Annotated in this window: 23 protein-coding genes and 2 pseudogenes; 13 read left to right on the top strand and 12 right to left on the bottom strand. The window is 65.7% G+C overall.

Annotated elements, in window-relative coordinates:
* Positions 1 to 274: 274 nt before the first annotated feature.
* The 3 genes from GGR04_RS22700 to GGR04_RS22690 all read right to left on the bottom strand — a co-directional run bounded on the left by GGR04_RS22700 (position 275) and on the right by GGR04_RS22690 (position 3,355).
* Entirely contained in the window at positions 275 to 1,165 is an 891-nt protein-coding gene (locus GGR04_RS22700) for an NmrA family NAD(P)-binding protein (protein ID WP_183202739.1), read from the bottom strand.
* Positions 1,166 to 1,604: 439 nt separating this feature from the next.
* A complete protein-coding gene (locus GGR04_RS22695; protein ID WP_183202733.1) occupies positions 1,605 to 2,279 on the bottom strand; it encodes an RraA family protein in 675 nt (224 codons plus the stop codon).
* Between the two features lie 50 nt (positions 2,280 to 2,329).
* Complete coding sequence (locus tag GGR04_RS22690) at positions 2,330 to 3,355, bottom strand: hydroxyacid dehydrogenase (protein ID WP_246393574.1); 1,026 nt, start codon at positions 3,353 to 3,355, stop codon at positions 2,330 to 2,332.
* A 102-nt stretch (positions 3,356 to 3,457) separates the two neighbouring features.
* On the opposite strand from GGR04_RS22690, the gene GGR04_RS22685 reads away from it, so the two are divergent.
* The 5 genes from GGR04_RS22685 to GGR04_RS22665 all read left to right on the top strand — a co-directional run bounded on the left by GGR04_RS22685 (position 3,458) and on the right by GGR04_RS22665 (position 8,508).
* Positions 3,458 to 4,159 carry an IclR family transcriptional regulator gene (locus GGR04_RS22685; protein WP_183202732.1) on the top strand — a complete coding sequence of 234 codons (702 nt, stop codon included), beginning with the start codon at positions 3,458 to 3,460 and terminating at the stop codon, positions 4,157 to 4,159.
* Between the two features lie 67 nt (positions 4,160 to 4,226).
* On the top strand, positions 4,227 to 5,162 hold the full coding sequence (locus GGR04_RS22680) for a tripartite tricarboxylate transporter substrate binding protein (protein ID WP_246393572.1): 936 nt from the start codon (positions 4,227 to 4,229) through the stop codon (positions 5,160 to 5,162).
* Entirely contained in the window at positions 5,162 to 5,623 is a 462-nt protein-coding gene (locus tag GGR04_RS22675; RefSeq protein ID WP_183202728.1) for a tripartite tricarboxylate transporter TctB family protein, read from the top strand. The genes GGR04_RS22680 and GGR04_RS22675 overlap by 1 nt, the downstream gene beginning before the upstream one ends.
* A gap of 34 nt (positions 5,624 to 5,657) precedes the next feature.
* On the top strand, positions 5,658 to 7,166 hold the full coding sequence (locus GGR04_RS22670) for a tripartite tricarboxylate transporter permease (RefSeq protein ID WP_183202726.1): 1,509 nt from the start codon (positions 5,658 to 5,660) through the stop codon (positions 7,164 to 7,166).
* Between the two features lie 97 nt (positions 7,167 to 7,263).
* Positions 7,264 to 8,508: an alpha-hydroxy acid oxidase gene (locus tag GGR04_RS22665; protein ID WP_376769889.1), complete on the top strand. Its 1,245-nt coding sequence runs from the start codon at positions 7,264 to 7,266 to the stop codon at positions 8,506 to 8,508.
* Between the two features lie 201 nt (positions 8,509 to 8,709).
* Here GGR04_RS22665 and GGR04_RS22660 read toward each other — a convergent pair whose 3' ends face one another.
* Positions 8,710 to 9,285 carry a histidine phosphatase family protein gene (locus tag GGR04_RS22660; protein WP_183202722.1) on the bottom strand — a complete coding sequence of 192 codons (576 nt, stop codon included), beginning with the start codon at positions 9,283 to 9,285 and terminating at the stop codon, positions 8,710 to 8,712.
* A 39-nt stretch (positions 9,286 to 9,324) separates the two neighbouring features.
* Here GGR04_RS22660 and GGR04_RS24170 point away from each other — a divergent pair.
* Positions 9,325 to 9,495 (top strand): annotated as a pseudogene (locus tag GGR04_RS24170) (tyrosine-type recombinase/integrase); the annotation flags it as partial.
* 209 nt (positions 9,496 to 9,704) lie between these two features.
* Here the strand turns inward: GGR04_RS24170 and GGR04_RS22655 are convergent.
* Genes GGR04_RS22655 through GGR04_RS22630 form a run of 6 tightly spaced genes read right to left on the bottom strand, consistent with a single transcriptional unit; the run spans position 9,705 to position 15,674 of the window.
* Complete coding sequence (locus GGR04_RS22655; protein WP_183202720.1) at positions 9,705 to 10,361, bottom strand: flavin reductase family protein; 657 nt, start codon at positions 10,359 to 10,361, stop codon at positions 9,705 to 9,707.
* Between the two features lie 20 nt (positions 10,362 to 10,381).
* Positions 10,382 to 11,800: a M24 family metallopeptidase gene (locus tag GGR04_RS22650; RefSeq protein ID WP_183202718.1), complete on the bottom strand. Its 1,419-nt coding sequence runs from the start codon at positions 11,798 to 11,800 to the stop codon at positions 10,382 to 10,384.
* Between the two features lie 44 nt (positions 11,801 to 11,844).
* Positions 11,845 to 12,663 (bottom strand): ABC transporter permease, encoded by an 819-nt coding sequence (locus tag GGR04_RS22645; RefSeq protein WP_183202716.1) that lies wholly within the window; start codon positions 12,661 to 12,663, stop codon positions 11,845 to 11,847.
* Positions 12,656 to 13,483, bottom strand: a complete 828-nt coding sequence (locus GGR04_RS22640) for an ABC transporter permease (protein ID WP_183202715.1) — start codon at positions 13,481 to 13,483, stop codon at positions 12,656 to 12,658. The genes GGR04_RS22645 and GGR04_RS22640 overlap by 8 nt, the downstream gene beginning before the upstream one ends.
* Before the next feature lie 10 nt (positions 13,484 to 13,493).
* Positions 13,494 to 14,537: an ABC transporter substrate-binding protein gene (locus GGR04_RS22635; protein ID WP_183202714.1), complete on the bottom strand. Its 1,044-nt coding sequence runs from the start codon at positions 14,535 to 14,537 to the stop codon at positions 13,494 to 13,496.
* Positions 14,538 to 14,561: 24 nt separating this feature from the next.
* The gene (locus GGR04_RS22630) at positions 14,562 to 15,674 is read right to left on the bottom strand and encodes an ABC transporter ATP-binding protein (RefSeq protein ID WP_183202712.1); all 1,113 of its coding nucleotides are present in this window, start codon (positions 15,672 to 15,674) and stop codon (positions 14,562 to 14,564) included.
* A 593-nt stretch (positions 15,675 to 16,267) separates the two neighbouring features.
* Between GGR04_RS22630 and GGR04_RS22625 the strand changes: the two genes are divergently transcribed.
* The 4 genes from GGR04_RS22625 to GGR04_RS22610 all read left to right on the top strand — a co-directional run bounded on the left by GGR04_RS22625 (position 16,268) and on the right by GGR04_RS22610 (position 20,136).
* Positions 16,268 to 17,200: an ABC transporter substrate-binding protein gene (locus GGR04_RS22625; RefSeq protein ID WP_183202711.1), complete on the top strand. Its 933-nt coding sequence runs from the start codon at positions 16,268 to 16,270 to the stop codon at positions 17,198 to 17,200.
* A 4-nt stretch (positions 17,201 to 17,204) separates the two neighbouring features.
* Positions 17,205 to 18,083 carry an amino acid ABC transporter permease gene (locus GGR04_RS22620; RefSeq protein ID WP_183202710.1) on the top strand — a complete coding sequence of 293 codons (879 nt, stop codon included), beginning with the start codon at positions 17,205 to 17,207 and terminating at the stop codon, positions 18,081 to 18,083.
* An 84-nt stretch (positions 18,084 to 18,167) separates the two neighbouring features.
* Entirely contained in the window at positions 18,168 to 19,298 is a 1,131-nt protein-coding gene (locus GGR04_RS22615; protein ID WP_183202709.1) for a sugar phosphate isomerase/epimerase family protein, read from the top strand.
* A 94-nt stretch (positions 19,299 to 19,392) separates the two neighbouring features.
* Positions 19,393 to 20,136, top strand: a complete 744-nt coding sequence (locus tag GGR04_RS22610; RefSeq protein ID WP_183202708.1) for a GntR family transcriptional regulator — start codon at positions 19,393 to 19,395, stop codon at positions 20,134 to 20,136.
* A gap of 135 nt (positions 20,137 to 20,271) precedes the next feature.
* On the opposite strand, the gene GGR04_RS22605 is transcribed toward GGR04_RS22610, so the two are convergent.
* On the bottom strand, positions 20,272 to 20,505 hold the full coding sequence (locus GGR04_RS22605; RefSeq protein WP_183202707.1) for a serine hydrolase: 234 nt from the start codon (positions 20,503 to 20,505) through the stop codon (positions 20,272 to 20,274).
* Positions 20,506 to 20,620: 115 nt separating this feature from the next.
* Here GGR04_RS22605 and GGR04_RS22600 point away from each other — a divergent pair.
* Both GGR04_RS22600 and GGR04_RS22595 read left to right on the top strand, forming a co-directional pair.
* Positions 20,621 to 21,359 (top strand): annotated as a pseudogene (locus GGR04_RS22600) (IS3 family transposase); the annotation flags it as partial.
* A 16-nt stretch (positions 21,360 to 21,375) separates the two neighbouring features.
* Positions 21,376 to 22,779: an IS30 family transposase gene (locus GGR04_RS22595; protein WP_210291943.1), complete on the top strand. Its 1,404-nt coding sequence runs from the start codon at positions 21,376 to 21,378 to the stop codon at positions 22,777 to 22,779.
* A 22-nt stretch (positions 22,780 to 22,801) separates the two neighbouring features.
* On the opposite strand, the gene GGR04_RS22590 is transcribed toward GGR04_RS22595, so the two are convergent.
* Complete coding sequence (locus tag GGR04_RS22590; protein WP_183202705.1) at positions 22,802 to 23,254, bottom strand: MarR family winged helix-turn-helix transcriptional regulator; 453 nt, start codon at positions 23,252 to 23,254, stop codon at positions 22,802 to 22,804.
* A gap of 78 nt (positions 23,255 to 23,332) precedes the next feature.
* On the opposite strand from GGR04_RS22590, the gene GGR04_RS22585 reads away from it, so the two are divergent.
* Complete coding sequence (locus tag GGR04_RS22585; protein WP_183202704.1) at positions 23,333 to 23,632, top strand: DUF3861 domain-containing protein; 300 nt, start codon at positions 23,333 to 23,335, stop codon at positions 23,630 to 23,632.
* The last annotated feature ends 144 nt before the right edge of the window (positions 23,633 to 23,776 follow it).

Raw genomic sequence — 23,776 nt, 5'->3', positions numbered from 1 at the left:
ACGACGCGGCCCTCTACCGACAGCGCCACAAGGTCGAGAACCTGTTCGCCAAGCTCAAGGACTGGCGGCGTATCGCCACCCGTTACGACCGATGCACCCACACCTTCTCCGCCACCGGCATCGCAGCCACCGTCATCTTCTGGAGCCGATCAATGAGTCCTGAGCTTAGTGCCCAGTGACTCGACTCGGTGGTTTTCTGCCGGTCAGCAATCGAGAAGCCGAACCGCGAAAGCTGCCGTTCGGCTTCTGGCAAGATGCCCGTTCCATGCCTCTGTCAGCGGAACGCCTCGCGCCGTTGACGAGCCCAAGCCTCGATGGTCGTCGGCTTCAAGCCGGGAAGCGTCACCGGATCCCGCGAGCCTGCCAGAATGCGATCCGCATCGTCTGGATGGTCGCGCAAGTAGCGGAACTTCGAGGCGATGCGCCGTCCCATGCCCGACCCCAACGCGGCTTCCACGTCTCGCTCGAAAAGGTCCAGCGGCTCGGCGCGGTAGGTGATCGGCCTGCCGAGGCCCAGGGTCAGGCGTGCGGCGAGTTCCTCGCCATCGACGCTTTCCGGCCCGGCAATGCGATGATCCTCGCCATATCGCTCCTGCTCCAGGAGCAGGGTCGCAGCCGATGCGCAGTCGTCGGCGCTCGTCCAGGCGATGCGCTGCCCGACCGCGACCGGCGGCGAGAACGTTCCACGCTCGATGATGTCCGTCCGGGCCGAAGGCTTCAGGAGATTGTCGAGGTACATCGTCGGTCGCACGATGACGAAGGGTAGACCCGCCCCGCGCACCAGCGCCTCGACCGCCGCGTTGGCGGCAAAGCTCGGCTCGTCGCAGGGTGCCGGACGGCTGGCGCTTGCAAGCTTGAGGACGACCGACCGCAGGCCAGCTCGGCGAAACGCGTCAAGCGCATTGCCGGTCTGCCGAACCATCACGGCTTCCGGACCCGTCGGCACTTGGAGCACGGCGTGCGCACAGCCTTGCGCTGCAGCGACGAGACTTGCCATGTCGTTCAGATCCCCGAGCACGAAGCTGGACGACGGTCTCGAACTATCGGCTGGCCGTGTGCGAACGAATGCTTTGACGGCATGGCCGCGGCGTTCCACCGCGCGCACGACGGCGCTGCCCCGGGTGCCACTGGCAAGAAAAACGAGGACGGGACCGCGTACGGGCATGAGGCAGAACTCCTTGCAACGTCCGTCAAGGAGCCTCGTCGAACGGCACCCGGACAGACCCAATGGCGCCTGACGGCGCCGGGACTGTCGGGGGATCACGGCACAGGCCGGACCAGAGCTTCCCGGATGGGAAGGGCTTGGGCCTACCCAGACCAAGCCTGCCATTTCGACGGTTTGTCTTACCATGAGGCTGAAGCAGGCAACAGTCTCCGCAAATGACCACTTCCAAGGAAGCGGATCCATTCACCGCGCGTCGCAGAAGGGTCGCCAGCGGACCAGCCGCTCTTCGTGACTGCGGTCCGGAAGCGCATCTACTGCTTTCCGCTCGAAGCAACCTTCTCCAAAGTCGAGGTCATACGTCTGCTTCAACGATGCAGGTAGAGGCTGACGTAGACACAGCACAAGTTGTCGGTTGGCTACGAGGTGCCGTCCGGCCGAATTAAAGTTCGACGGTACAACCCAGTTTTTGAAGTGTGGCATCGACCCACGCACGGTCATTGCGGCCAGCCTTGATGTTTTCCATCTGCCGCGTCTCGGCCTCGTGCTTCTTCGACGCAGCGGCGTGGATCTCGGCGACATGCTCGAACGGGACAGCCAGAAAACCGTCCGCGTCGCCGCAGACGAGGTCGCCCGGCTCGATCACCATACCCTCGATCGCGATCGGGACGTTCACCTCGCCGGGGCCATCCTTGTAGGGCCCGCGATGGGTGACGCCCGACGCGAAGACCGGGAACTTACCCTCACCGAGTTCCTCACTGTCGCGGATGGCCCCGTAGATCACGATGCCGCCGAGACCGCGCTGCGCGGCATGAGCCACCATCAATTCGCCGATGATCGCGTTGGTGAGATCGCCGCCCGCGTCCACCACCACGACGTCCCCGGGCTCGGCGAGGTCGAGCGCCTTGTGGACCATCAGGTTGTCGCCAGGACGCGTCCGGACGGTCACCGCAGGCCCGACCATGCGGCCGCCGGAATACATGGGCTGGAGAGACGGCCCACCCGCCGTCATGCGGGACATCACGTCGCTGACGTTCGCGACAGGAAGCCCACGGTATTTCTCGATCCACTGCGCGTCGACGCGGCGACGAACGGGCAGAACCCTGAATCCGATCATGTCCACTCTCCCTTTGCTGTCTGGTGTCACAAGTTCACGCGGATCGGCCGTCAGGCCGCCTGCGATCCCGGCTTGTTCGCGCAGGAACGCTCGTCGTAGCCCTTGCCCTGGAGCACGCCGATGATCCCGGATGCGCTCTGGACGGCCATGTTGCGAAGGGCCGAGCGGCTTGCTCCTGCGACGTGCGGCGTCGCCAAGACGTTCGGCTGGCTCCACAGCGGATGGTCGGCTCGCGGCGGCTCTTCCTCGAAACTGTCGAGAGCAGCGCCCGCGATCGTTCCGGCTCGAAGGGCGGTCACGAGGGCGATCTCGTCGACCACTGCCCCGCGCGCCGTGTTCACGAGGAAGGCGTCGGGCTTCATGCGCGACAAACGCTCGGCGTTCATGAGGTGACGGGTCTCGTCCGTCAGAGGGCAATGCAAGCTGACGACATCGGCTTGACGGAGAACCTCGTCCAGTTCGCGAACCACGACCGTGCCATCCGGAGTCAGCCCCGGTTCTGCGATCGGGTCATAGGCGAGGGGCCGCATGCCGAGGCCGCGTGCCAGAGCCGCGGCCCGTCGCCCGATCTCGCCGAAGCCGACGACGCCGAAGACGGCACCGCCGAGATCGCGGCCGACATATTTCGTCTTCGGCCACTCCCCGTCCTTCACCGCGGCGTCGAGGCGCCCGACGTCCTTCATCAGTGTGATGGACAGCGTCACCGCGAGTTCGGCGACGGACTGGGCGTTGGCGGCCAGCGCCCGAAGGACGGGGATGCCGCGTGAGGACGCGGCGGCGAGATCGATGTTGTCGACCCCGCTGCCGTGCTTGGCGATCACCTTCAGGCGAGGCGACGCGCCGATGACGCCAGCGTCGATCTTGCCCTGACGCACGAGGAGACCGTCGATCGCTTCCGTGCGGGCCAAGTCGGCGAGCTCGGCCGACGACGCGTACCCGTCGGCGTAGATCACCCGCACGCCGCTGTCGGCGAGCAACGTCCTGGCGTCCTCGACCAGCTCCGCTCCGGTCACCAGCACAGCGTAGCGGGCGCCGTCGCTTCGCGGGTCGTCCCGACCCGTCTTGTCCATCGTCATGCGACCTCCTCCCAGGGTTGACGAGGCTGGCGTAACAGTTATTGTACTAGCTGAAAAGGTGTTGTACTTAGTACAACGATTAGCACCTTTTGGGAGGATCACATGCCGGGAAACGCAAACGGGGTCGCCGCCGTCGAGCGGGCCGTCTCGCTGCTGGAGGCATTTACGGAGCGCGACGGATCGCTGTCGCTCGGCGAGCTTTCGCGTCGCACCGAGCTCGACAAGGCGACGGTGCTGCGCATCGCGCGTTCGCTCGCCAAGTCGAGCATGCTCCTGCGCAACGAGGACGCGAGCTGGCGGCTCGGGCCGAAGCTCGTGCGTCTCGGCGCGATCTATCAATCCACCTTCCGTCCCGCGGCGATCGTCGAGCCGTTGCTGGCCGAGCTGAGCGACCGGACGAAGGAAAGCGCGGCCCTCTACGTCCGCGAGGGCGACAAGCGGGTCTGCCTCTTCCGGCACGACTCCCCGCAGTCGATCCGTCATGCGGCTCGGGTCGGGGATGCGTTTCCGCTCGACCGCGGAGCGCCGGGCCGCGTGATCCTGGCCTTCGACGGCGATGCCGAACCTCTGGCCGCCGAGATCCTCGCCCGGGGATGGCATTGCACGCGCGGCGAGCGCGACCCGCAGATCGCCAGCCTTGCCGCCCCCGTGTTCCGCGACGGACGCAAGCTGTTCGGCGCGCTCGGGCTGACCGGCCCGCCGAGCCGCTTCACCGGCGACCTCGTCGCCGAACACCTGCCCATTCTCCTCGAAGGCGCCGCCAGACTGTCGGTCGCCATGGGAGGACACCCGGAACCCGAATAGCGGCGCACCGGGGCGCTGCATCCAACCTATGTCTGGGAGGACACCGATGTCTGCAACGAAGACGGCAATGCTTGCCGCTATCATCCTGGCCGTCGCCTCCGGCGCGGTCCGCGCCGAGTGGCCGAAGGATCGGCCGATCCAGATGATCGTCGCCTATGCGCCCGGCGGATCGACGGACGTGATGGCCCGCGCCCTGGAGCCGTTCCTCGAAAAGCACCTCGGCGCCGACATCGTGATCGAGAACCGTCCGGGTGCTTCCGGCGAGATCGCCTATACAGCCCTCGCAAAGGCCGACCCCGACGGCTACACGTTCTCCTACATCAACACGCCGGGCTTCCTGTCGATGCAGGTCCAGCGTGAGCTCGGATACGATCCGAAGGACATCAAGCCGATCGCCCGTATCGTGGACGATCCGTCGGCCGTGATCGTTCCCGCCGCATCCGAGATCAAGACGCTGAAGGACTTCGTGGAAGCTGCGAAGGCGAGCCCGGGCGCGACCTCGTTCGGCTCTTCGGGGGTCGGAACGGACGACCATCTCGCGATCATCCTCCTGGGAGCGTCCACAGGCGCGACCTTCACCCACATCCCGTTCAACGGGGCGGGCGAAACCCGGACAGCGATTCTGGGCTCGCAGATCACCGCGGGCGGGCTGAACATCAGCGAGTACGGCGGCAACGACACGTCCGGCCTGCGCATGATCGCCCACTTCGGCAAGGAGCGCTCGCCGCAGTTGCCGGACGTGCCGACGGCGGCGGAACAGGGCTACCCGGTCTTCATGACCTCCGAGCGTGGCATCGCGGCGCCTCGCCAGACATCTGAGGACATCTCCACGAAGTTCGCCGAAGCGGTGAAGGCGACCCTCGACGATCCCGAGTTCCAGAAGCAGGCCCGGCAGCTCGCCCTGCCGCTCGCCTATCTTCCGGGCGCCGAGTGGGAGGCACAGATGCCGGCCCGTCTCGAAGAGTTCCGCAAAATCTGGGCGGCGACGCCCTGGGTGCAGTGATGCGCTCGGCGAGCGTGGCCGGGAAGCGAGACCTTCCCGACCTCCTCGCCGGCGTCCTCCTGATCGGCATCGGCGCGCTTGGCCTTTGGGCCGGGCGGAGCCTTGCCTTCGGGACGCCGGCGATGATGGGCCCGGGGTTCTTGCCCCGGGTGATGTGCGGGCTCCTGATCGCGATCGGGATCTTCGTGCTGTTGAAGGGCGTCGTGAAGCCGGCGGAGCGGATGGGGCTCGTCAACGTCAAGCCGTTGGTGATCCTGGTGGTCGCCATCGCCGGCTTCGCCTGGGCATCGGAGACGCTCGGCTTCGTCGTGGCGACCGTCTGGCTTCTCGTGATCGGCAGCCTTGCCGACCAGGAGTCCCGCTGGAAGGAGATCGCGATCTCCACGGCCGTCCTCACGGCCGCGGGTGCGCTGGTCTTCATCGAGGGCCTCGGCGTCCAGATGCCGATCTGGCCTTTCTGATCCCGACCTCCGTCCCCCGATTGGATGTGAACCCATGCAGTTCTTCGATCTTCTCATGCTCGGGTTCTCGGAGGCGCTGACGCCCACGAACCTGCTCTTCTGCTTCATCGGCGCGCTTCTAGGCACGCTGATCGGCGTTCTGCCGGGCATCGGCCCGACGGCAACGGTGGCGATCCTGCTGCCGATCACCTTCTTCCTGCCGCCGCTCGCCGCCCTGATCATGCTGTCCGGCATCTTCTACGGCGCTCAGTACGGCGGCTCGACGACGGCGATCCTCGTCAACCTGCCGGGCGAAGCCTCCGCGGTGGTGACCGCCATCGACGGGTACCAGATGGCGAGAAAGGGACGGGCGGGCGCCGCCCTCGCGATCGCGGCCCTCGGGTCCTTCTTCGCCGGGACCGTGGCGACGATCGCGCTGGCCATCGCCGGCCCGACGCTGTCCTCCTTCGCCTTGTCGTTCGGGCCGGCGGAGTACGTCGCTCTCTGCGTCTTCGGCCTCCTCGCCGCGACGGTTCTCGCGCATGGCTCGGTGATCAAGGCGATCGGCATGGTCTGCCTCGGCCTCCTGCTCGGCATGGTCGGCATCGACGTCAACAGCGGTTCGACGCGGCTGACCTTCGGTTCGACCGAGCTCTACGATGGCATCGAGTTCGTCGTGATCGCCGTTGGCCTCTTCGGCGTCGCCGAGATCGCGGTGAACCTGGAATCGAAGGAACAGCGCGGCATCCTCCAGAGCACGATCGGTCGGCTCTGGCCGACACGTCAGGAGTTCAGGGAGAGCTGGGCCGCCGTGCTGCGCGGCACGGCCGTCGGTACGGTCCTTGGGGTCCTGCCGGGCGGTGGCGCGACCCTCAGCGCCTTCAGCGCCTACTCGGTCGAGAAGAAGATCTCGCGCACGCCGGAGACGTTCGGCAAGGGCGCGATCGCGGGCGTCGCCGGACCGGAGGCGGCCAACAACGCGGGCGCCCAGTCCTCGTTCATTCCCCTCCTGACCCTCGGCATTCCCTCGAACTCGATCATGGCGATGATGCTCGGCGCGATGACCATTCACGGCATCACGCCGGGTCCCGGGGTCATCCAGAACCAGCCGGAACTCTTCTGGGGTCTCGTCGCCTCCATGTGGCTCGGCAACGCGATGCTTCTGGTGATCAACCTGCCGCTGATCGGCCTCTGGGTTCGGCTCCTCAAAGTGCCGTATCGCCTGATGTATCCGGCGATCCTGATGTTCTGCTGCATCGGCGTCTACAGCGTCAGCAACCGCGGCTTCGACGTCGCCCTGGTGATCCTCTTCGGAATTCTCGGCTACATCCTGCGCAAAGCGAAGTGCGAGCCGGGGCCGCTGCTCCTCGGCTTCGTTCTCGGACCGCTTCTCGAGACCAACCTGCGTCGTGCCCTTCTTCTCTCGCAGGGCGACCCGCTGGTCTTCTTCGAGCGCCCGATCAGCGCCGTGCTCCTCGCGGTGGCAGGCATCATGCTCCTGATGATGGTGCTGCCGTCCATCCGGAAGAAGCGAAACGTCGCGTTCGAGGAAAGCGAAAACTGACGGGGCCGTATCTTTCGACGACGTTTGCCGATCCTTTGTCGGCCGTCGGCAAGCTTGCAGATGGCGCGAAGGGGCGCAGAAGACCGAGGAGCGCCGAATGATGACGGACAGCCATAGAGCCCCGCCGGGTGGCTTCGTCGCCACCCGGCGGGAGGCCTTCCCGAACCGGACGGACCAGAAGCCGTCGAGGGCGCTTGGCAACGTCCTTTGTCTCGACGACTTCGAGGCGCCGGCACGACGGATCCTGCCGCGCCCGCTCTACGGCTACATCGCCGGGGCCAGCGAAACGAACGCGTCTCTCGACGGCAACGCGGCCTCGTTCCGCCGCTTGCGCTTTCGTCCGCGGGTCCTCACCGACGTGTCGGCGCGGCACCAGCGTCGCATGCTGATGGGAACGGAGTATGCCGCTCCCTTCGGCATCGCGCCCATGGGCATCTCGGCATTGATGGCCTATCGCGGAGATATCGTGCTGGCGCGAGCGGCCGAAGCGGCGGGCATTCCGATGATCATGAGCGGATCCTCGCTGATCCCCCTCGAAGAGATCGCCGCGGCCGCGCCCTCGTCCTGGTTCCAGGCCTATCTTCCCGGCGAGCCCGATCGCATCGACGCGCTCGTCGACCGCGTGATCGCTGCGGGGTTCGGCACGCTCGTGCTCACGGTAGACACGGCAACACTGGCCAACCGGGAAAACAACGTCCGCGCCGGCTTCTCGACGCCGCTCCGCCCGAGCCTGGCTTTGGCTTGGCAGGGACTGTCGCATCCTCGCTGGACCTGCGCTACCTTCATGCGCACTCTCTTGCGCCACGGTGTGCCGCACTTCGAGAACTCCTACGCCACACGGGGGGCGCCCATCGTCGCCCGCTCGGTGATGCGTGACTTCGGCAAGCGCGACCATCTGAACTGGACCCATCTCGAACGGATCCGAGCGCGCTGGCCCGGCAAGCTCGTCGTGAAGGGGATCATCCGGGCTGAAGACGCTTTGGCTACCCTCGAGCGCGGTGTCGATGGAATTATCGTGTCCAATCATGGCGGTCGCCAGCTCGACGGGACGGTGGCACCGCTGGATGTCGTGGGCGCGGTCGTGGAGGCGGTCGGTGGACGGGCCGCGGTCATGCTCGATGGAGGTGTCCGTCGGGGAACCGACGTGCTGAAGGCGATTGCTCTGGGAGCGGACTTCGTCTTCGTCGGTAGGCCGTTCCTCTATGCGGCATCGGCCTTCGGGTTCTCGGGCATCGAAAGGGCGATCGCGATCCTGATGGAAGAGATCCACCGCGATATGGCGCTGCTCGGGGTCGAGCATCTGATGGATCTGGATCGAAGCTTTTTGGCGAAAGCGGCTTAGCGGCTTGGCGAAGAAAATTCGGTTCAATAGGAATGAGGAGGCAGTGTTCGCGTTCAGGAAGCCACTTCAACCTCAGCTATGACTTTGTCAGGTCGAGAACTGATGGACCGCTTCAGGGCGTCCGCCTCTTTTGTCGCACGAGACCGGACGGGTGGAGAGGCAACTGTCCGGTTTAGGCGGGATTGGCGGAAGAGCAGACCGTCAGATGCGAGGCGCAATCGGTGTCCAGCCTTCAATCGGGCCCAGTGTGGGAAGGGCGGCCATCCAGTAGTGCCCCTGGAAGGGCTGGTCGCCGGAGCGGGCGATAGGCTTTCCCGATAAAGCGCAGAACAGAAGAGTGCCAACCGCTCCGTGTGCGACGATGGCAAGGTCGCCATCCCCGTGGTCGCCCGCGATCCGGGCGACAGCCTTTTGAATACGGGCCTGCGCGTCAAAGGCTCTTTCCCACCCACGAACGCTTTGGGAAGGGAATGCGAAGAACGCATCCGCCACGCTTTCGAACTCCTTTGGGGGAAGAAAGCCGGTGGCGCTGCGGTCGTTTTCGCCGAGGTCCCGCGACATGCCAATTCCGAGACCGAGAGCTCCGGCCAGAATGCCGGCGGCCTCGATCGCCTTCGTCTCAGTGCTCGACCAGATTGATCTGACTTTCGAGGGAATTGAGGACTGCGAGAAAGCTCGCATTCGATCCACTCCCGCCGGGCTCAGGCACCATCGTTCGACCGGCTTATCGGGATCGACGACCACCTCGGGATGACTGATGAACAGGAGCGCGGGCATCGGTCTCTTCTGCGTTTGGGGTGCTGGACAGCATAGCCTTACGCTACCCATTCGCTTCGGCGAACGAAGGCCTCGATCATCGACAAGGCAACCGGCAACCTTCGGGCCGTGCAGATCCTGCTTGGGCACACCAAGACGGAGAGTGTGGTTCGCTATCTTGGTGTGAATGTCGAAGATGCCCCGGCACTCGCCGAGAGTACAGAAGTGTAGAAGTCTATCTCGGTCTTCGCGGATGGATCGGCCGCTTGGGAGCAGTTTTTTCGGCCGCTCCAATAGCGAGGCCGGATGTAAACCAGAATGTTCGCTTCTCATCACGAGCGTCGGGAAGCGGACAGCCCGACACGTCGCTCGACGGCGTGTTCGAACTCCGGATCTGTACATCCGCGGACGGCGGGAGACCGTCGACGGGTGCGTCGGGCCTACGCCTCGACGGTCGCCTCCCGTGAACGCCCCGCCCAGTCCTCCTTCGACGGGGTCTTGATGTCGAACTGGTCGCGGGTCCGAGCGTAGGTGTACCCGCCCATCCGGCCGACGACATCCATCACCTGCTGGTCGATGTGGAGGTTCGAAGGATCGAGCGCGTCGCTGCGCACGAAGAGCCCGACGACCTCTCCCAGGATGATCTCGCGCGCCGGGCTGACCCGGAGAACCGAGTGGAGGCGGCACTCGAGAGCGGCCGGGGCGGCGAGGATGCGCGGGCTGGCGACCATCACGCCCGGCGCCGTCTCCAGTCCAGCCTCGGCCAGCTCGTCCACCTCCGGGCCGAACTTGATGGCGCAGACCTCCATCTGACGGACGAGGGCGTCGTCCACGATGTGGACGGTGAACTCCTTGGTCTCGTCGATGTTACGCGCCGTGTCCTTGAAGCTGAGGTCCGCCTGGTTCTCGACGCCGATCGCCACGATCGCCGGGTCGTGGGTCAGGACGTTGAAGAAGGAGAAGGGGCCGGCGTTGCGGCGGCCCTCGCCATCGACCGTCGTCACGAGGGCGATGGGCCGGGGGATCACCGTGCCGATCAACAGTTTGTAGCGTTCGCGCTCGGTGAGCGCGGCGAAGTCGAAATGGGTGTGGGACATGGGGGCGGTCTTGTCTGGCATCAGGCGGCGACGCGAAAGGTTTCGAGCGGCGTGTGCCGGCTGAGGTTCTCGAAGCCGTCCGCGGTGACGACGTAGAGATCGCCGATGTTGCAGCCGGCCGACAGGGGCTCCAGCCACTGGGTGTGGAGGACGAAGACCATGCCTTCCTCCATTCGGTCGTAGTTGTGCGAGGAGATGTTGAAGCTGTTCTGTCCACCGGCCATGCCGACGGAATGGCCGAGGTTCGGATTGTGGGGCCCCTGCGTCGCCGGATAGACGTGCATGAGCTTGCGCCCTTGCGCCTCCCAGTCGGCGTCCTCGACATATTGGTAGGGAACGAGCCGGGCGCCGCCGTCGGGCATCGGCGCCCAGTTGTAGGGCATGGTGCGTGCCTCCGGAGACGTCAGCAGGCCGTGCTCGATCATCGGCTCGAAGGCCGCGTTGTTCACGTCGCGCATCAGGGCGCCCGGGCGGATCAGCGTCTCGGCGCGCTTCACTCCTTCGGTGCAGGCCGCGAGGACCTGTTCCTGTCGTTCGGTGATCTCTCCGACAGCGATCATGCGTGCGGTCTGCGCGGTGTAGCCGCGATAGGTGACGTTGGAGATGTAGAGGTTCACGAGGTCGCCTGGCCGCACGACGTGGCCGTAGGGTTTGCCGCAGTGAGTGCCGAAGGCGTTGATGCCGATCTGGTAGCCGTCTCCGGTCTCGCCGCCGAGGGCAAGCTGCGCGGCGGTGAAGGCGGCGTAGATCTCGTGGTCGGTCACGCCCGGCTTCGTGACATGGTAGGCGGCCTGCGTGCCCACGCTGACGAGTTGCGCCGCAGCTCGGAAGAGACCGATCTCCCGGGTCGAGCGGACCTTCTGCATCCGGTCGAGGATGGCGTTGTCGGCGACGAACTTCGCCTTCGGCATGAACTCGTCCAGTGCCGCCCAGAACGTCAGCGAGGTGCGGTCGCCGATCCGGCCGATCTGTCCCCTGGCGAGCCCGAGATCGCCGAGGATCTCGGCGCATTTCTCGGCTGTCTTGACCACCGAGTCGCCGGGACGGTCTGCGTACTCGCGGCCGATCGGCCCGATTTGCCAGATCTCGTCGACGAGAACGGGCTCGCCGCCCGGCGGGAGGAGCACGGACTGCGTGAAGAAGGACAGAAGCACCAGCGCCTTGTCGGCATCGGTCGGGATGATCAGCACGCCCTCGCGCATCCAGTCGCAGATGTAGCGCAGATACGCGTTCGAGGCATGGAACCAGCCGACGCTTCCCGCATGGACGACGACGGCGTCGTGCCCCACCTCGACCGCCTGTCGCCGGATGCGGCGGAGCCGCTCCTCGAACTCCTCGACGGGGAGCGGCAGGGGCGCGTCGAAGTGGAAGTCCGGCTCGAATCCTTCGAGAAGGGATCCCATCCGGTAGGCCCCGGCCTTGGCCGCATGCAGGGTCATGACGTCGTTTCCTTAGGTGAGTTCAGGGTTGCCGTGACGCGTGTTCAGGCCGGGCGCGGGGCCAGGACGCGTCGCGCCACGAGCAGAACGATGAGCGTCAGCCCGATCAGGACGCCCGAGATCGCGGCCACGCGGACGTCGAGCGACTCCTCGATCAGCGCGAACATGCGCAGCGGCAGGACGGTGGTCCGGGCGTCGGCGAGGAAGAGCGACACCGAGACGTTGTCCAACGACTGGATGAAGACGAGAAAGGCGCCGGCCAGGATCCCCGGCGTCAGGAGCGGCAGGGTCACCCGGCGCAGCGTGGTGAACCAGGATGCGCCCATCGTCGTGGAGGCCTCGGCGAGCGAAGGGTTGAGCGACTGCGCGACGACGGACGCCGCCCGGTACATCAGCGGGCCGAAGACCACGACGTGGCCGACGACGGTGAGCCAGAGCGAGGGCTGGATGCCGACGAAGCTCGCCACGATCAGCGCGGCGAGGCCGTAGACGAGGCTGGGAAGAACGAGCGGAGCGAGAAGCAGCGGCTCGATGGCCCCGACCGTGCCGCGACGCAGCTTCGTCATGCCGATCGTGGCGGGCACGGCGAAGAGGAGGCTGCCGAGGACGGCGAGCCCGGCGATCTTCAGCGAGTTCCACGCGGCGGCATGCTCGGTGGCCGAGCGCACGGGATCGAGAAGCGCCGCGTACCAGCGCAGCGAGAAGCCCTCCGGCGGATATCTCAGCGACTGTCCCGCCGTGAACGACATCGTCAGCGCGATGACGATCGGGGCGATGAGATAGACGAGGCAGAGGCTTCCGAAACCGAAGACGAACGCCTTGTACAGAAGCGGCGGAACGGGGTTCCCGCGGTGTTCACGCATGGCCGACCAGCCTCCTGTGGCGCGAGATCATCGTCATGCCGACCAGCAGGCAGCCGGTCGAGAGGAGCAGCACCACGGCGATGGCCGAGGCGAGCGGCCAGTCGAAGAGCGTGCCGACCTCGCGGTAGATGAGCTGGGGAACGTAGACGTTGCGGGCGCCGCCGATGACGGCCTGGGTCACGAAGGAACTGCTGGTGCTGGCGAACACGAGGATCCAGCCGGCGAGAAGGCCCGGCAGCATGAGGGGCAGGAGCACCGTCGCGACGATCCGCCAGGGACCGGCACCGGAAACCTCTGCCGCCTCGCTGAACTGGGTCGGCGTGCGCGAGAGGATCGCGACCAGTGGCAGGATGATCAGCGGCAGGTCGATCTGGACCATCGCCATCACGAGGCCGAGCTCGGTGAACATCAGGCTGGTCGGCCGTCCCGTCAGGCCGAAGGCGACGAGAGCCTCGCTGATCGGCCCCTGGCGCCCGAGGATCACGATCCAGGCGAAGGTGCGCACGACGTTGCTGGTCAGCATGGGGATCAGCGTCAGGAAGACGATCACCTGCCGCATCGTGCGGCCGCTGTGCCAGTAGAGCAGCGCGATCGGCACGCCGAGGAGCGTCGTTCCGATCACCGTCTCGAGGCCGAGCCGGGCGGTGTTGACGAGAACCCGGAAGTTGAACGGGTCTCCGAGGAAGCGCCCGAAGTTCGACAGGGTCGCGCCTTCGGGGCCGGAGACGCTGAAGCCGACGAGGACGGCGAGCGGCGTCGCGAAGAACGCCACCGACAGAAGCAGCATCGGCACGACATAGGGAAAACCGCCCGCCCTCATCGACCCGGCCTCAGCCCGCGACCACGGCGTCGAACTTGCGGATCCAGTCGGCGCGGTTGCGGTTGATCGCGACCCAGTCCGGATAGACCAGCGTCGGAAGCTGCTCGCGGGTGACGAAGGCCGCGATCTCCGGCGTCAGCTCGACCTCGCGGTTGGTCGGGAACATCGCCGTCGGCGGCATCTTCAGCTTGTCCTGCGCGGCCTTCGAAATGGCGGCGTCCATGTAGGCGTAGGCCGCGTCGACGTTCTTCGCGCCCTTGGTGAGGTGGATGTTCACGGGCGCGGCGGGCGAGCCCGTCTCGGGCTGGACGAACTCGGCCTCGAGGCCGAGCGCCTTCAGCCGTGCGACGTTTCCGGTCGAGCACATGAAGACGGCGATCTCGCCCTGCTGGAACAGCGTCATCTGATGGTTGGTCGAGTCGACGACGCCCTTGAGCTGCTCGGGGTGCTGGCGGAACAGCTCGAACACGGCGTCCATGTCCTCCGGGCCCGTGCCGAAGATCTGGGCGATCTGGGTATAGGCCATGACGGCGGTGTTCGAGGCGACCCCCGTCCACGACACCAGCCCCGCGTAGGCGGGATTTTCGAAGAGATCGCGGTAGCCCTTCGGGCGCGGCACGAGATCGGGATTGTAGGCGATGCCGTTGACCTCGACGGTCACGGTCGGGCCGTACTCGCCCTGGAAGGCGGGATCGAGCATGCCCCAGTTCGTCAGGCGGCTCGGGTCGATCTTCTGGATGATGTCGTTTTCGACGGCGACGGCCATCTGGCCGGGCGACATGAGGAGCGTGTCGTAGGGCGGGCTCGCGGGGCTCGCCATGACCTTGGCAAGCTGGTCCTGCGCCATGGCGGGGGCGACCGTGAGGTCGTAGCCCGCCTCCTTGACGAGCGGCGTGAGGATCGTGCGATAGCCGTCCTCCCAGTTGCCGGGGAAGGTGGCGGCGACGGCCGTCTCGCCGGCGGCCAGCGCGCGCAGCGGCAGCGCTGTGGAGGCCGCGGCGCCGGCAAGGAGCAGTCCGAAGCTGCGGCGGTTCATGCTGATGTCCTGCGTCATGGTCGACCTCGTTGGGGTGAATGCTTACGCGGTGGTGTCCGGCGCGTCCGGAAAGACGTGACACCGGGCAGTGTCGATGGTGGCAAAGAGGGTCGTGCTCGGTGCGGGAAGGAGCGTGAACGGCCCTCGCGTCTCGGAGGCCCGCAGGCCCGTCCCGTCGGCGAGGACGAGGTCGTGGACGAGCGAGGGCCCCAAGGGCACGGAGACGGTGACGCGCACGGGCAGCGCCGCGTCCCCATCCGTCACCGAAAGCCGGAGCTCCTCCGGGCGGAAGGTGACGGCGACCGGCGATCCCGGGGTGAAGTTCAGGCGACGCGGGAGGTGGAGCACCCGGCCGTCGGCAAGAGCGATCTCGGTTCGGTCCGCATCGACCCGCACCACGTTGCCGCGCAGGAGATTGGCCTGGCCGATGAAAGTGTTGACGAAGAGCGTGCTCGGCCGGTCATAGACCGCCATCGGCGTGTCGATCTGTTCGACCTGCCCCTTGTTCATGAGCACCAGGCGGCTCGCGAGGCTCTGCGCCTCCTCCTGGTCGTGCGTCACGATGAGCGTCGTGATGCCGAGCGTGCGTTGCAGGTGCAGGAGTTCGACCTGAAGATCGAACCGCAACGCCCGGTCCAACGCGCCGAAGGGTTCGTCGAGAAGCAGGAGCGAAGGACGCCCGGCGATGGCGCGCGCCACCGCGACACGCTGCTGCTGGCCGCCGGACAGCTCGCGCGGCAGGCGGTTCGCGAAACCCTCGAGCCGGACGAGCGACAGCATCTCCTCGACGCGCGCTCGCCTCTCGGCCCGCGGCACCTTCTGGCAGGCCAGCGGATAGGCGACGTTCTCCGCGACTGTCAGGTGCGGGAAGAGGGCATAGTTCTGGAACACCATGCCGATGCCCCGCGAGCGGGCGGAGACGCCTGCGAGGTCCTCGTCTCCCAGCTCGATGCGTCCGGCCTTCGGCTGAATCAGCCCCGCCACGGCGCGCAGCACCGTGGACTTGCCGCAACCGCTGGGTCCGAGCAGGGCGACGATCTCTCCCGCCTCGATGTCGAACGAGACGTCGCGAATGGCGTCCTGCGCGCCGTAACTGTGGGTCAGGCTCCGCACGCTGAGACGCTTGCTCTGCTTCGTGTCGGCGATGTCTCGCATGGTGCTCGCTTCGATTGGCGATCCCGGCGAACGCCCCGCTCTCGACCCCGAAAGGGAGAGAGACCGGTTCTGCAGCGAGGATGGTGCGTTGAACGTATCCATACGATCGCTTTAGCAAACACCGTGCCAGTTGGACGTCATTCGAGCACGACGATCGCTATCCCTCGAAAATACTTGAGAAAAATATTCAAACGACGTATCGCAGAACCTTTCAGTGCGGCTTTCGAAAAAAGATTCGCAACAAGTTTGAACAATTTCGTCGCAGATGTAACGTTTTATGGGCAGTTCGGATGCGCTCGGGTCGAAGGCCGGGTGGGAAGCGGCGAGCGACGAGACGCCAGCCTTGCAGGCATCGCAAGGTGCATCACCCTTCATCTGAACGCGTTTCCATCGCTACCGACCACGACGATGAAAACCTTTGCAGCGGTGTCGAAAATATATGCGAAAGTTTATGCGGAGATTGGGTGATGGCAAAGTCTCGGTGAGGCGGTGCCCTGACCCGCCCGGCTTGTCCGTTCCCGGCTTCGGAATGGCACGGGAGTTGCAGACGTGTTCGTGACGCTCACGTCCCAACGCAACGAGACGAGGTTCGCATGAACGGCTTTCGCATCCACGGGAATGCCATCCTGGCCGGCGCCACGGCCATCATCCTCGCGCTCACGCCGCATACGGCGGGGGCGGCCGGGGACGTGGTCTCGATGGACGAAGCGCTGTCGAAGCTCCCGGGCGTGGTCCTCACCCCGAAGCTCGTCGATGCCCTGCCGGCCTCGATCAAGTCGGCGGGTGTCCTCAAGGTGGCCACCGACCTGACCCCGCCCATCAGCTTCCGCGCCGACGACGGGTCGCTGATCGGCATCGACGCCGACCTCGCGACCGCGCTCGGCATCATCCTCGGCGTAAAGGTCGAAATGACCGACGTCGGCGCGGGCGCGGCGATCGTGCCGTCCATCCTGTCGAAGCGCTTCGACATCTCGATCTCCGGCATCAACGACGACCCGGAACTCGCGAAGCAGGTCGACGTGATCGACTACATGTACGACGCGACCACGATCATGACGATCAAGGGCAATCCGCTCGGCATCAAGAGCATGGGCGACCTGTGCGGCCGCAAGGTCGCCGTGCCGGTCGGCACGTTCCAGGCCCGCCTGGTCGAAGCCGCCTCGGCCAAATGCGCGACGCCGATCGAGATCCTGTCGATCCCGAAGATGCCGGACGTGCTCCAGGCCGTCCGCACGGGGCGGGCGGACGCGACGGTCAACGGCTATGCGACCAGCGTCTACACAACCGAGAACCAGATCGGCAGAGGCAAGGGGCTGGAGGCGCTTCCCGACGTGCGTCTCGCCGTCGGCTATCTCGGCATGCTGACCGCCAAGGACAACGCGCCGCTTCGCGATACCGTCGTCGCCGCCTTGCAGCAGATGGTCGACAGCGGGGCGTATGCGTCCGTCATGGAGAAGTGGGGCCTCGGGCCGCTCGCGGTGGAGACGGTCAAGGTCAACGACGCCGCCAGCATGCCCGTGGAGTGAGGCGATGTCCCTCTCGACCGCGCCCCCCACGGCCTTCGCCCTGGACCCCACGCCGCCACGCTCCATCCGCTGGGGACAAGTGACGACGGGCGGCTTCGCCCTCGCGCTCCTCGTCGGCTTCGGCCTCCTGGTCGCCCGGAGCCAGAGCGTCCAGTGGGCAGAGATCCCGCGTTACCTCGTCCATCCCTCGATCCTCTCCGGCGTGGTCCTGACGCTCCAGCTCACGTTCGGCGCCATGCTGTTCGGGATCGCGCTCGGCTGCCTCGTGGCCGTGATGGCGACGTCCGGCAACATCGTCCTCAAGGCGATCGCCGCGGGTTTCGTCTGGTGGTTCCGCGGCGTGCCCCTGATCGTTCAGGTCTTCTTCTGGTTCAACATCGCGCTGTTCGTCCCGCAGGTCGGCTTCGGCGACCATGCGATCTCCATCAACGACCTCGTCACGCCCGCGCTTGCCGGGTTCCTCGCCCTCGGCCTGCACGAGGCCGCGAACATGGCGGAGATCGTGCGCGGCGGGCTCCTGTCCGTCGACCGGGGCCAGCGGGACGCGGCGGCCGCTCTCGGCATGAAGTCGCGGCAGGCCTTTCTCACGGTGGTGCTGCCCCAGGCGCTCCGCCTCGTGGTCCCGCCCACGGGCAACCAGGCGATCGGGATGCTGAAGGCCAGCGCCATCGTGTCGGTGATCGGCATGCAGGACCTCCTGACACAGGCGCAGCATATCTACGCCCGAAACTTCCTGGTCATCGAGCTCCTGTTCGTCGCCTCGATCTGGTACCTCGCGCTGACGACCATCGCCTCGCTGGGCCAGCACGTCCTGGAGACCCGCCTCGCGCCGAAGGACCGTTCGGCCGCAGCCAGGACCAAGCCGGGCCACGATGTCGCCTGAGCCCGACGCCCCCCGCCTTTCCACTCCCGCGGCCGGTCTCGCGCCGGGCCGCACCACGTTCATGCCCATGGAGGACGACACCCAATGAAGCTCGGCATCGACGGATTGAAGCTGCCCGAAGTCCGCAAGCGCGGCCCCCTCGCCAGTCTCGACCACGTGAAGGACCTCGGCCTCTCCGGGATCTTCTTCAGCACGGTCCTCGACATGAGCCCGACGCTCGACCGCGGCCTCCTGCGGGAGATCCGCGAGAAGGCCGATGCGCTCGGTCTCTACCTCGAAAGCGGTGTGGGCAAGATCAATCCCTATTGCAGCGCCGAGGCGCCCGAACTGCGGGCGGTCGGCGACGGCGACATCATCGCCGGCTTCACCCGCATGATCGAGGCCGGCGCAGCGATCGGCTGCCGCGAGCTCTGGGTGTCCCCCGGGAACTTCAAGGCGCAGTACCGTGGCCGCCTCGCCAACGACCGCTTCCGCACGGACGTGACCTGGGACGAGCAGTTGCGTGCCATGGAAAACGTCCTGCGGCGGCTCGCGCCCGCCGCGCGGGCCAATGGCGCCCATCTCAACATCGAGACCCACGACGAGATCACCTCCTTCGAGATCCTGCGCCTGATCGAGGCCGTCGGCGAGGACTGCGTGGGCGTCGTCTTCGACACGGCGAACGGCCTCCAGCGCGGGGAGCATCCCGTCCGGGCCGCGGGGCGCCTGGCTCCCCATGTCCGCCAGACCCACGTCAAGGATGCCTATGTCGGGCGCGCGACCGGCGGGCTCGACTTCCAGACGCGCCCGTGCGGCACGGGCATCGTCGACTTCGGCGCCATCCTGTCGATCCTCGCCGCTGCGAACCCCTCGCTCAACCTGTCGCTCGAGGTCGCCCAGTCCTGCGAGGACAAGCGCCGGACCGCCCATCCCCGACAGTGCATCGAGATCGACGATCCGGTCTGGCGCGCGGCCCATCCCGACCTGACCGCCGAGGAACTCGCCGACTACATGGCGATGGTCGATGCCTACGAACGCCGGGTCGTCTCCGGCGAGGTTCCCGACTGGGAGACCTACGAGCGCGAGCAGTACGGGTATCCCACCTACGAGAACCAACCTTACGGCTTCGCTGAGGCGATCGGCTTCGTCCGCCGGTCCGCGCGGCACATCGAGACCGTCTGCGCCGAGCGCGGCATCGCCCTGTCGCCCGCCATCGGCCAGCGCGAGGCGGCATAGGGGCTTGCGCGTCTGCGCGACATTGGGAAAGAGAATGGCCGGGGCGACCCGGCGGGTCGCCCGCCGCGTGGGGCGGCCCAGGGATGGGATGACGATGAAGAAGGCACGCGGACAGGGCGGGAAGGCGACGGCCGCCAGCAGCGCGGCGGTCGACGCGGACGGCAACGACGACATCTCGGAGCGCATCCGCACGACGCTCGCCGCCGCGATCGGGGAGGGCGCGCTCAAGCCGGGAACCAAGATTCTCGAAGAGGCGATCGCGGAGCATTTCGGGGTGAGCCGAACGGTCGTGCGCGGATCCCTCGGCGTCCTCGAGAGCGACCACCTTCTCGAGCGCAAGCGCAACCGCGGCACCTTCGTGGCGGAGCCCAGCGCCGAACAGGCCCGGAGCCTGTTCGAGGCGCGGCGCAAGATCGAGCGCCTCCTTCTGGAACTTGTCGTCGCGCGCGCGACGCCCGAGCAGTTGGAGCACCTGCGGCGCCTCACCGACGACGAGGAGCGCATTCACCACCACGGCGACGAGAAGTCGAAGACGGTCCTGTCCGGCAAGTTCCACATCGCGCTCGCGGAGATCGCGGGCAATCCCGTCCTCACCGAAGTGCTGTCGAAGATCGTCGCCCGGCTGTCGCTCGTGATGTCGCTCTACGAGGAAGGCGGGCAGGACGACTGCGGCGCCGACCACCACCGCCAGATCGTCGGCGCCCTGAAGGCCAGCGACCTCCGCACGGCGCAGGACCTGATGGATCATCACCTCGCGGACATCGAGAGCCGGGTGAGGCTGACGGAGGGACAGAGCGACCGCCACGCCTTCATGACAGTTCTCCAGACCTTCTCGTAGCGGCCTGCCTGCATCTCGAGGACACCGACGTTCGCTTCCCCTGTGCCTATCGGTTCGGGAGGCGAAACCGAACGGGCCGCTTGGGTCTCTAGGCGAGAGCTGTGGCCGGAAGGGCTTCCATCCGGCCACCTATCGTCAATGCGAAGAAGCGGCCTCGACCTCTTCGATCAACCGCCGGGTCGCTTCGGCACGCACTTCGTTGGGATAGTTGCGGTTGGCCAGGACAACGATGCCGAGCTTGATGCCCGGAACCAGCACGACGTAAGATCTAAAGCCACCGGTGCCGCCGGTCTCGTTCAGGGAGACGCCGTCCGTTGCGGGCGCCAGAGGCGGATCCAGCCGCTCAACGGGCTGGATCGTCTGAGCCATCTTGCTGGAGTTTCCATCCTTCAGCCGCTGCGCGTCGACGGGCCAGGGGGACTGTTCCCAGATCAGATCTTGAACAGAAGATTCCGTCTTGAAGTAGCCTATCCGTTTGCCTGCGAGAGCGGACGACGAGATCCTTCGCCAGGAGCGCGAGATCCCGAAGAGTGCCGCGACTTTTTCGCCAAGGAGGGAAGTCGACGAGGTTCCGTCTCATCGACGCGGCGAAGAAGGATGGTCCTGTCCAGCGCCAATGCAGGGTCCTCGGCTTCAGTCCGAGCGGTTCCTTCGCCTGGAAGGAGCGTCCGGCTTGTCACCGTCAGCGTACCGACCTGATGCTGCTCGCTCTTGTTCGGGCAGCCTTTGCCGTGTCGAAGGGGACGTATGGCAGCCCGCGCATGGTGCGCGAGCGACGCGACGCTGGCTTGCCGATCGGGCGCCGACGCGTTGCCCGCCTGATGCGCCAGAACGGGATGAAAGCCCGGCAGAAGCGGCGCTTCAAGCGCACCACCGACAGCCTTCCCGCCTTCCCGATCGCGCCGAGCCTCCTGGATGAGGGCTTCGCGGCGAGCGGTCCGAACCAGAAACGGCCTATCGGCGCATGCCAGGATGCGCCTGTCGGCTGCGAGGGCGCGGACATCTCCTACGTCTGGACGCGGGAGGGGTGGCTGTATCTGGCTGTCGTGATCGACCTCTTCGCCCGACGCGTCGTCGGCTGGGCCACCAGTGATCGCCTGCACAAGGAGTTGGTCCTGTCGGCCCTCCGCCGCGCCATTGCTGTCCGAGGCCCCGCCGCCGGGCTCATTCACCACGCGGATCGAGGCAGCCAACTTCCAATCAATCGATCGTCGCAACACCTGAACGAAGGAAGTTGCAATGGACATTAAGAGAAGAAGATCAGATCTTTCGGGAAAAGCGCCATTGCCGTCACCGGAACGGCCACCCTTGGCCTCACGAGCCGAGTTCCAACGGTTTTGGTCCGGTATTGCTACGGGGATGAGCAGCGAAGATGCTGCTGTGTCGGCGGGCATGTCGGCTCCTGTTGGGGCCCGCTGGTTCCGAAAGGCGGACGGCATGCCACCAGCGATGTTGAGGCCGTCGGTCAAGCCGTTGTCCGGGCGGTATCTGGCGTTTGCCGAGTGCGAAGAGATTGCGCTTCTTCGTGTCCAAGGCCTGTCGAGGCGGGAGATCGGGCGCCGATTGGGTCTGGCCGCCTCGACGATCTCGCGAGAGTTACGGCGCAACGCCGCGACACGCGGCGGCGGCCTGGAGTCTAGAGCGACGACCGCCCAACGGCATGCCGAACGATCGGGTCGGCGGCCGAAAGCCGTCAAGCTTGCTCTCAACACGGCTTTGCGCATCTATGTCGAGGAACGGCTCGCCGGAATGGTCGCGACGCCGAAGGGTGTTGCCGTTCCCGGCCCTGATGTTCCCTGGAAGAACCGACGGCATGGCCAGCGCAAGGACCGACGATGGGCGAAGGCCTGGAGCCGGGAGCAGATCGCCAACCGTCTCACCGTCGACTTTCCAGGTGATGAGGGGATGTGCATCAGCCACGAAGCCATCTATCGGGCGCTCTTCATCCGGGGTCGCGGTGTGCTCCGGCGTGAACCGACAGCATGCCTTCGAACCGGGCGTTGCGCACGCCGCGGGCTCGCGTTGGTCAAAGAGGCAAGGGCTTTGTCTCCCCCCGAAATCACGATCAGCGAACGCCCGGCCGACGCGTCCGACCAGGCCATTCCAGGACACTGGGAAGGCGATCTCATCCTGGGGCTGGAGAGCTCGGCGATCGGCACGCTCGTTGAACGCACGACGCGCTTCACGATGCTGCTGCATCCGCCGCGCCTGGAAGGCCCTGGTGACAGACCGCGAGCCAATAACGGTCCTGCGCTCGCCGGGCATGGTGCCGAGGCTGTTCGTGATGCCATTGCACGCCCTGTCGTAGCGTTGCTTGACGAGTTACGCCGTTCATGGACCTGGGACCAGGGCGCCGAGATGGCCCAGCACGCCGCGCTGAAGATCGATACGGGCCTCGAGATCTACTTCTGTGATCCCCGGAGTCCCTGGCAGCGCGGCACGAACGAGAATACGAACGGATTGCTGCGGCAATACTTTCCCCGAAGGAACGGATCTGAGCGCATACCGCTGGACCGCTTGCCGCCATTGCCGCAACGCTCAATTTCCAGGCCGCGCAAAACTCTCGGCTCGAAGACCCCTGCCGAAGCCCTTGACCAATGGTCGAAGAAAACAGAAACGAACCCTGTTGCGACGACCGTTTGAAACCGCCTTGTATGCGTTCAAGCTATCGGTGTCCGACCTCTGCCAAACCGGAGCGCATTTTTACGAGCATGCTGTGAAGTGCGGCCCTCTCGTTGGGGTCGAGCGCGTTCAACATGGCCGAAGCGAGATTGCCACGCTTATCCAATATCTGACGGAACAGGAGTTCTCCCCTGTTGGTGAGGTTCAGTCGCGTCGCGCGACGGTCGGCTGTTGATCGCTCGCGGGTGATCAGGCCAAGCGCTTCAAGCTCGCCGACAATGCGCGTCACCTGCGCCTTATCCCGCCCAGCCAGTTCTGAAAGGCCCATGACGCCGGTTCCCGGATGTCGTCCGATATAGGCGAGGATTTCATGCTGAAACGGAGTTGCCTTCAGGCTGTCGCCTTCGGAAGCTTGCCGAAGCTCGCCATGAAACTGGCGAGCAATCGCGCCTAAAAGCTGAACGATCGCGTCATCACCTGCTCGACTGTCCATCATCTAGTTGACTATGTCCCCAATTTTCTCTTAGATGACATTATCACCTATTTGGTCACATGCGATCGGAAAGGCAACGAGATGCCACACACATATCAACTGGTTCTAACGCACATTTCCGACCAACGGGGCAACGCGGTCGGACAGGAGGTCTGCCAGTTCGAATTTCAAAATCATGACGATCTGGCGACCATTATCGAGCGCACACGGGTCAACAATATCGTTCCTGTTGATGAGGTTTCGGAATTCTGCATCGGCCTGAAACTTCTGACCGAGGTCGCCATGCGACACCGAACCGAGCCTACCTTCGCAGAGTTTTTCTCCCATCTCGGAGCGTTCATCCGCAGCATTAAAGCCCCGAAGTCAAATGAGGCAGAGTGACATGGTGTAGGTCATGCGGATCGTTCATCGCTTAGCTTCGTTGCATGTGTGTGGAGCGCACCCCGTTTTGACCGGACAGGTGGCATAGCCGATAAGGCATAGGCATCCGCCTATGAGTACGACTATGTCGAAAGCTCCTGATGG

The organism is Aureimonas pseudogalii (genome assembly GCF_014196835.1).
GTDB classification, from domain to species: Bacteria; Pseudomonadota; Alphaproteobacteria; order Rhizobiales; family Rhizobiaceae; genus Aureimonas; species Aureimonas pseudogalii.
This window is presented reverse-complemented; position numbering and strand designations above follow the sequence as displayed.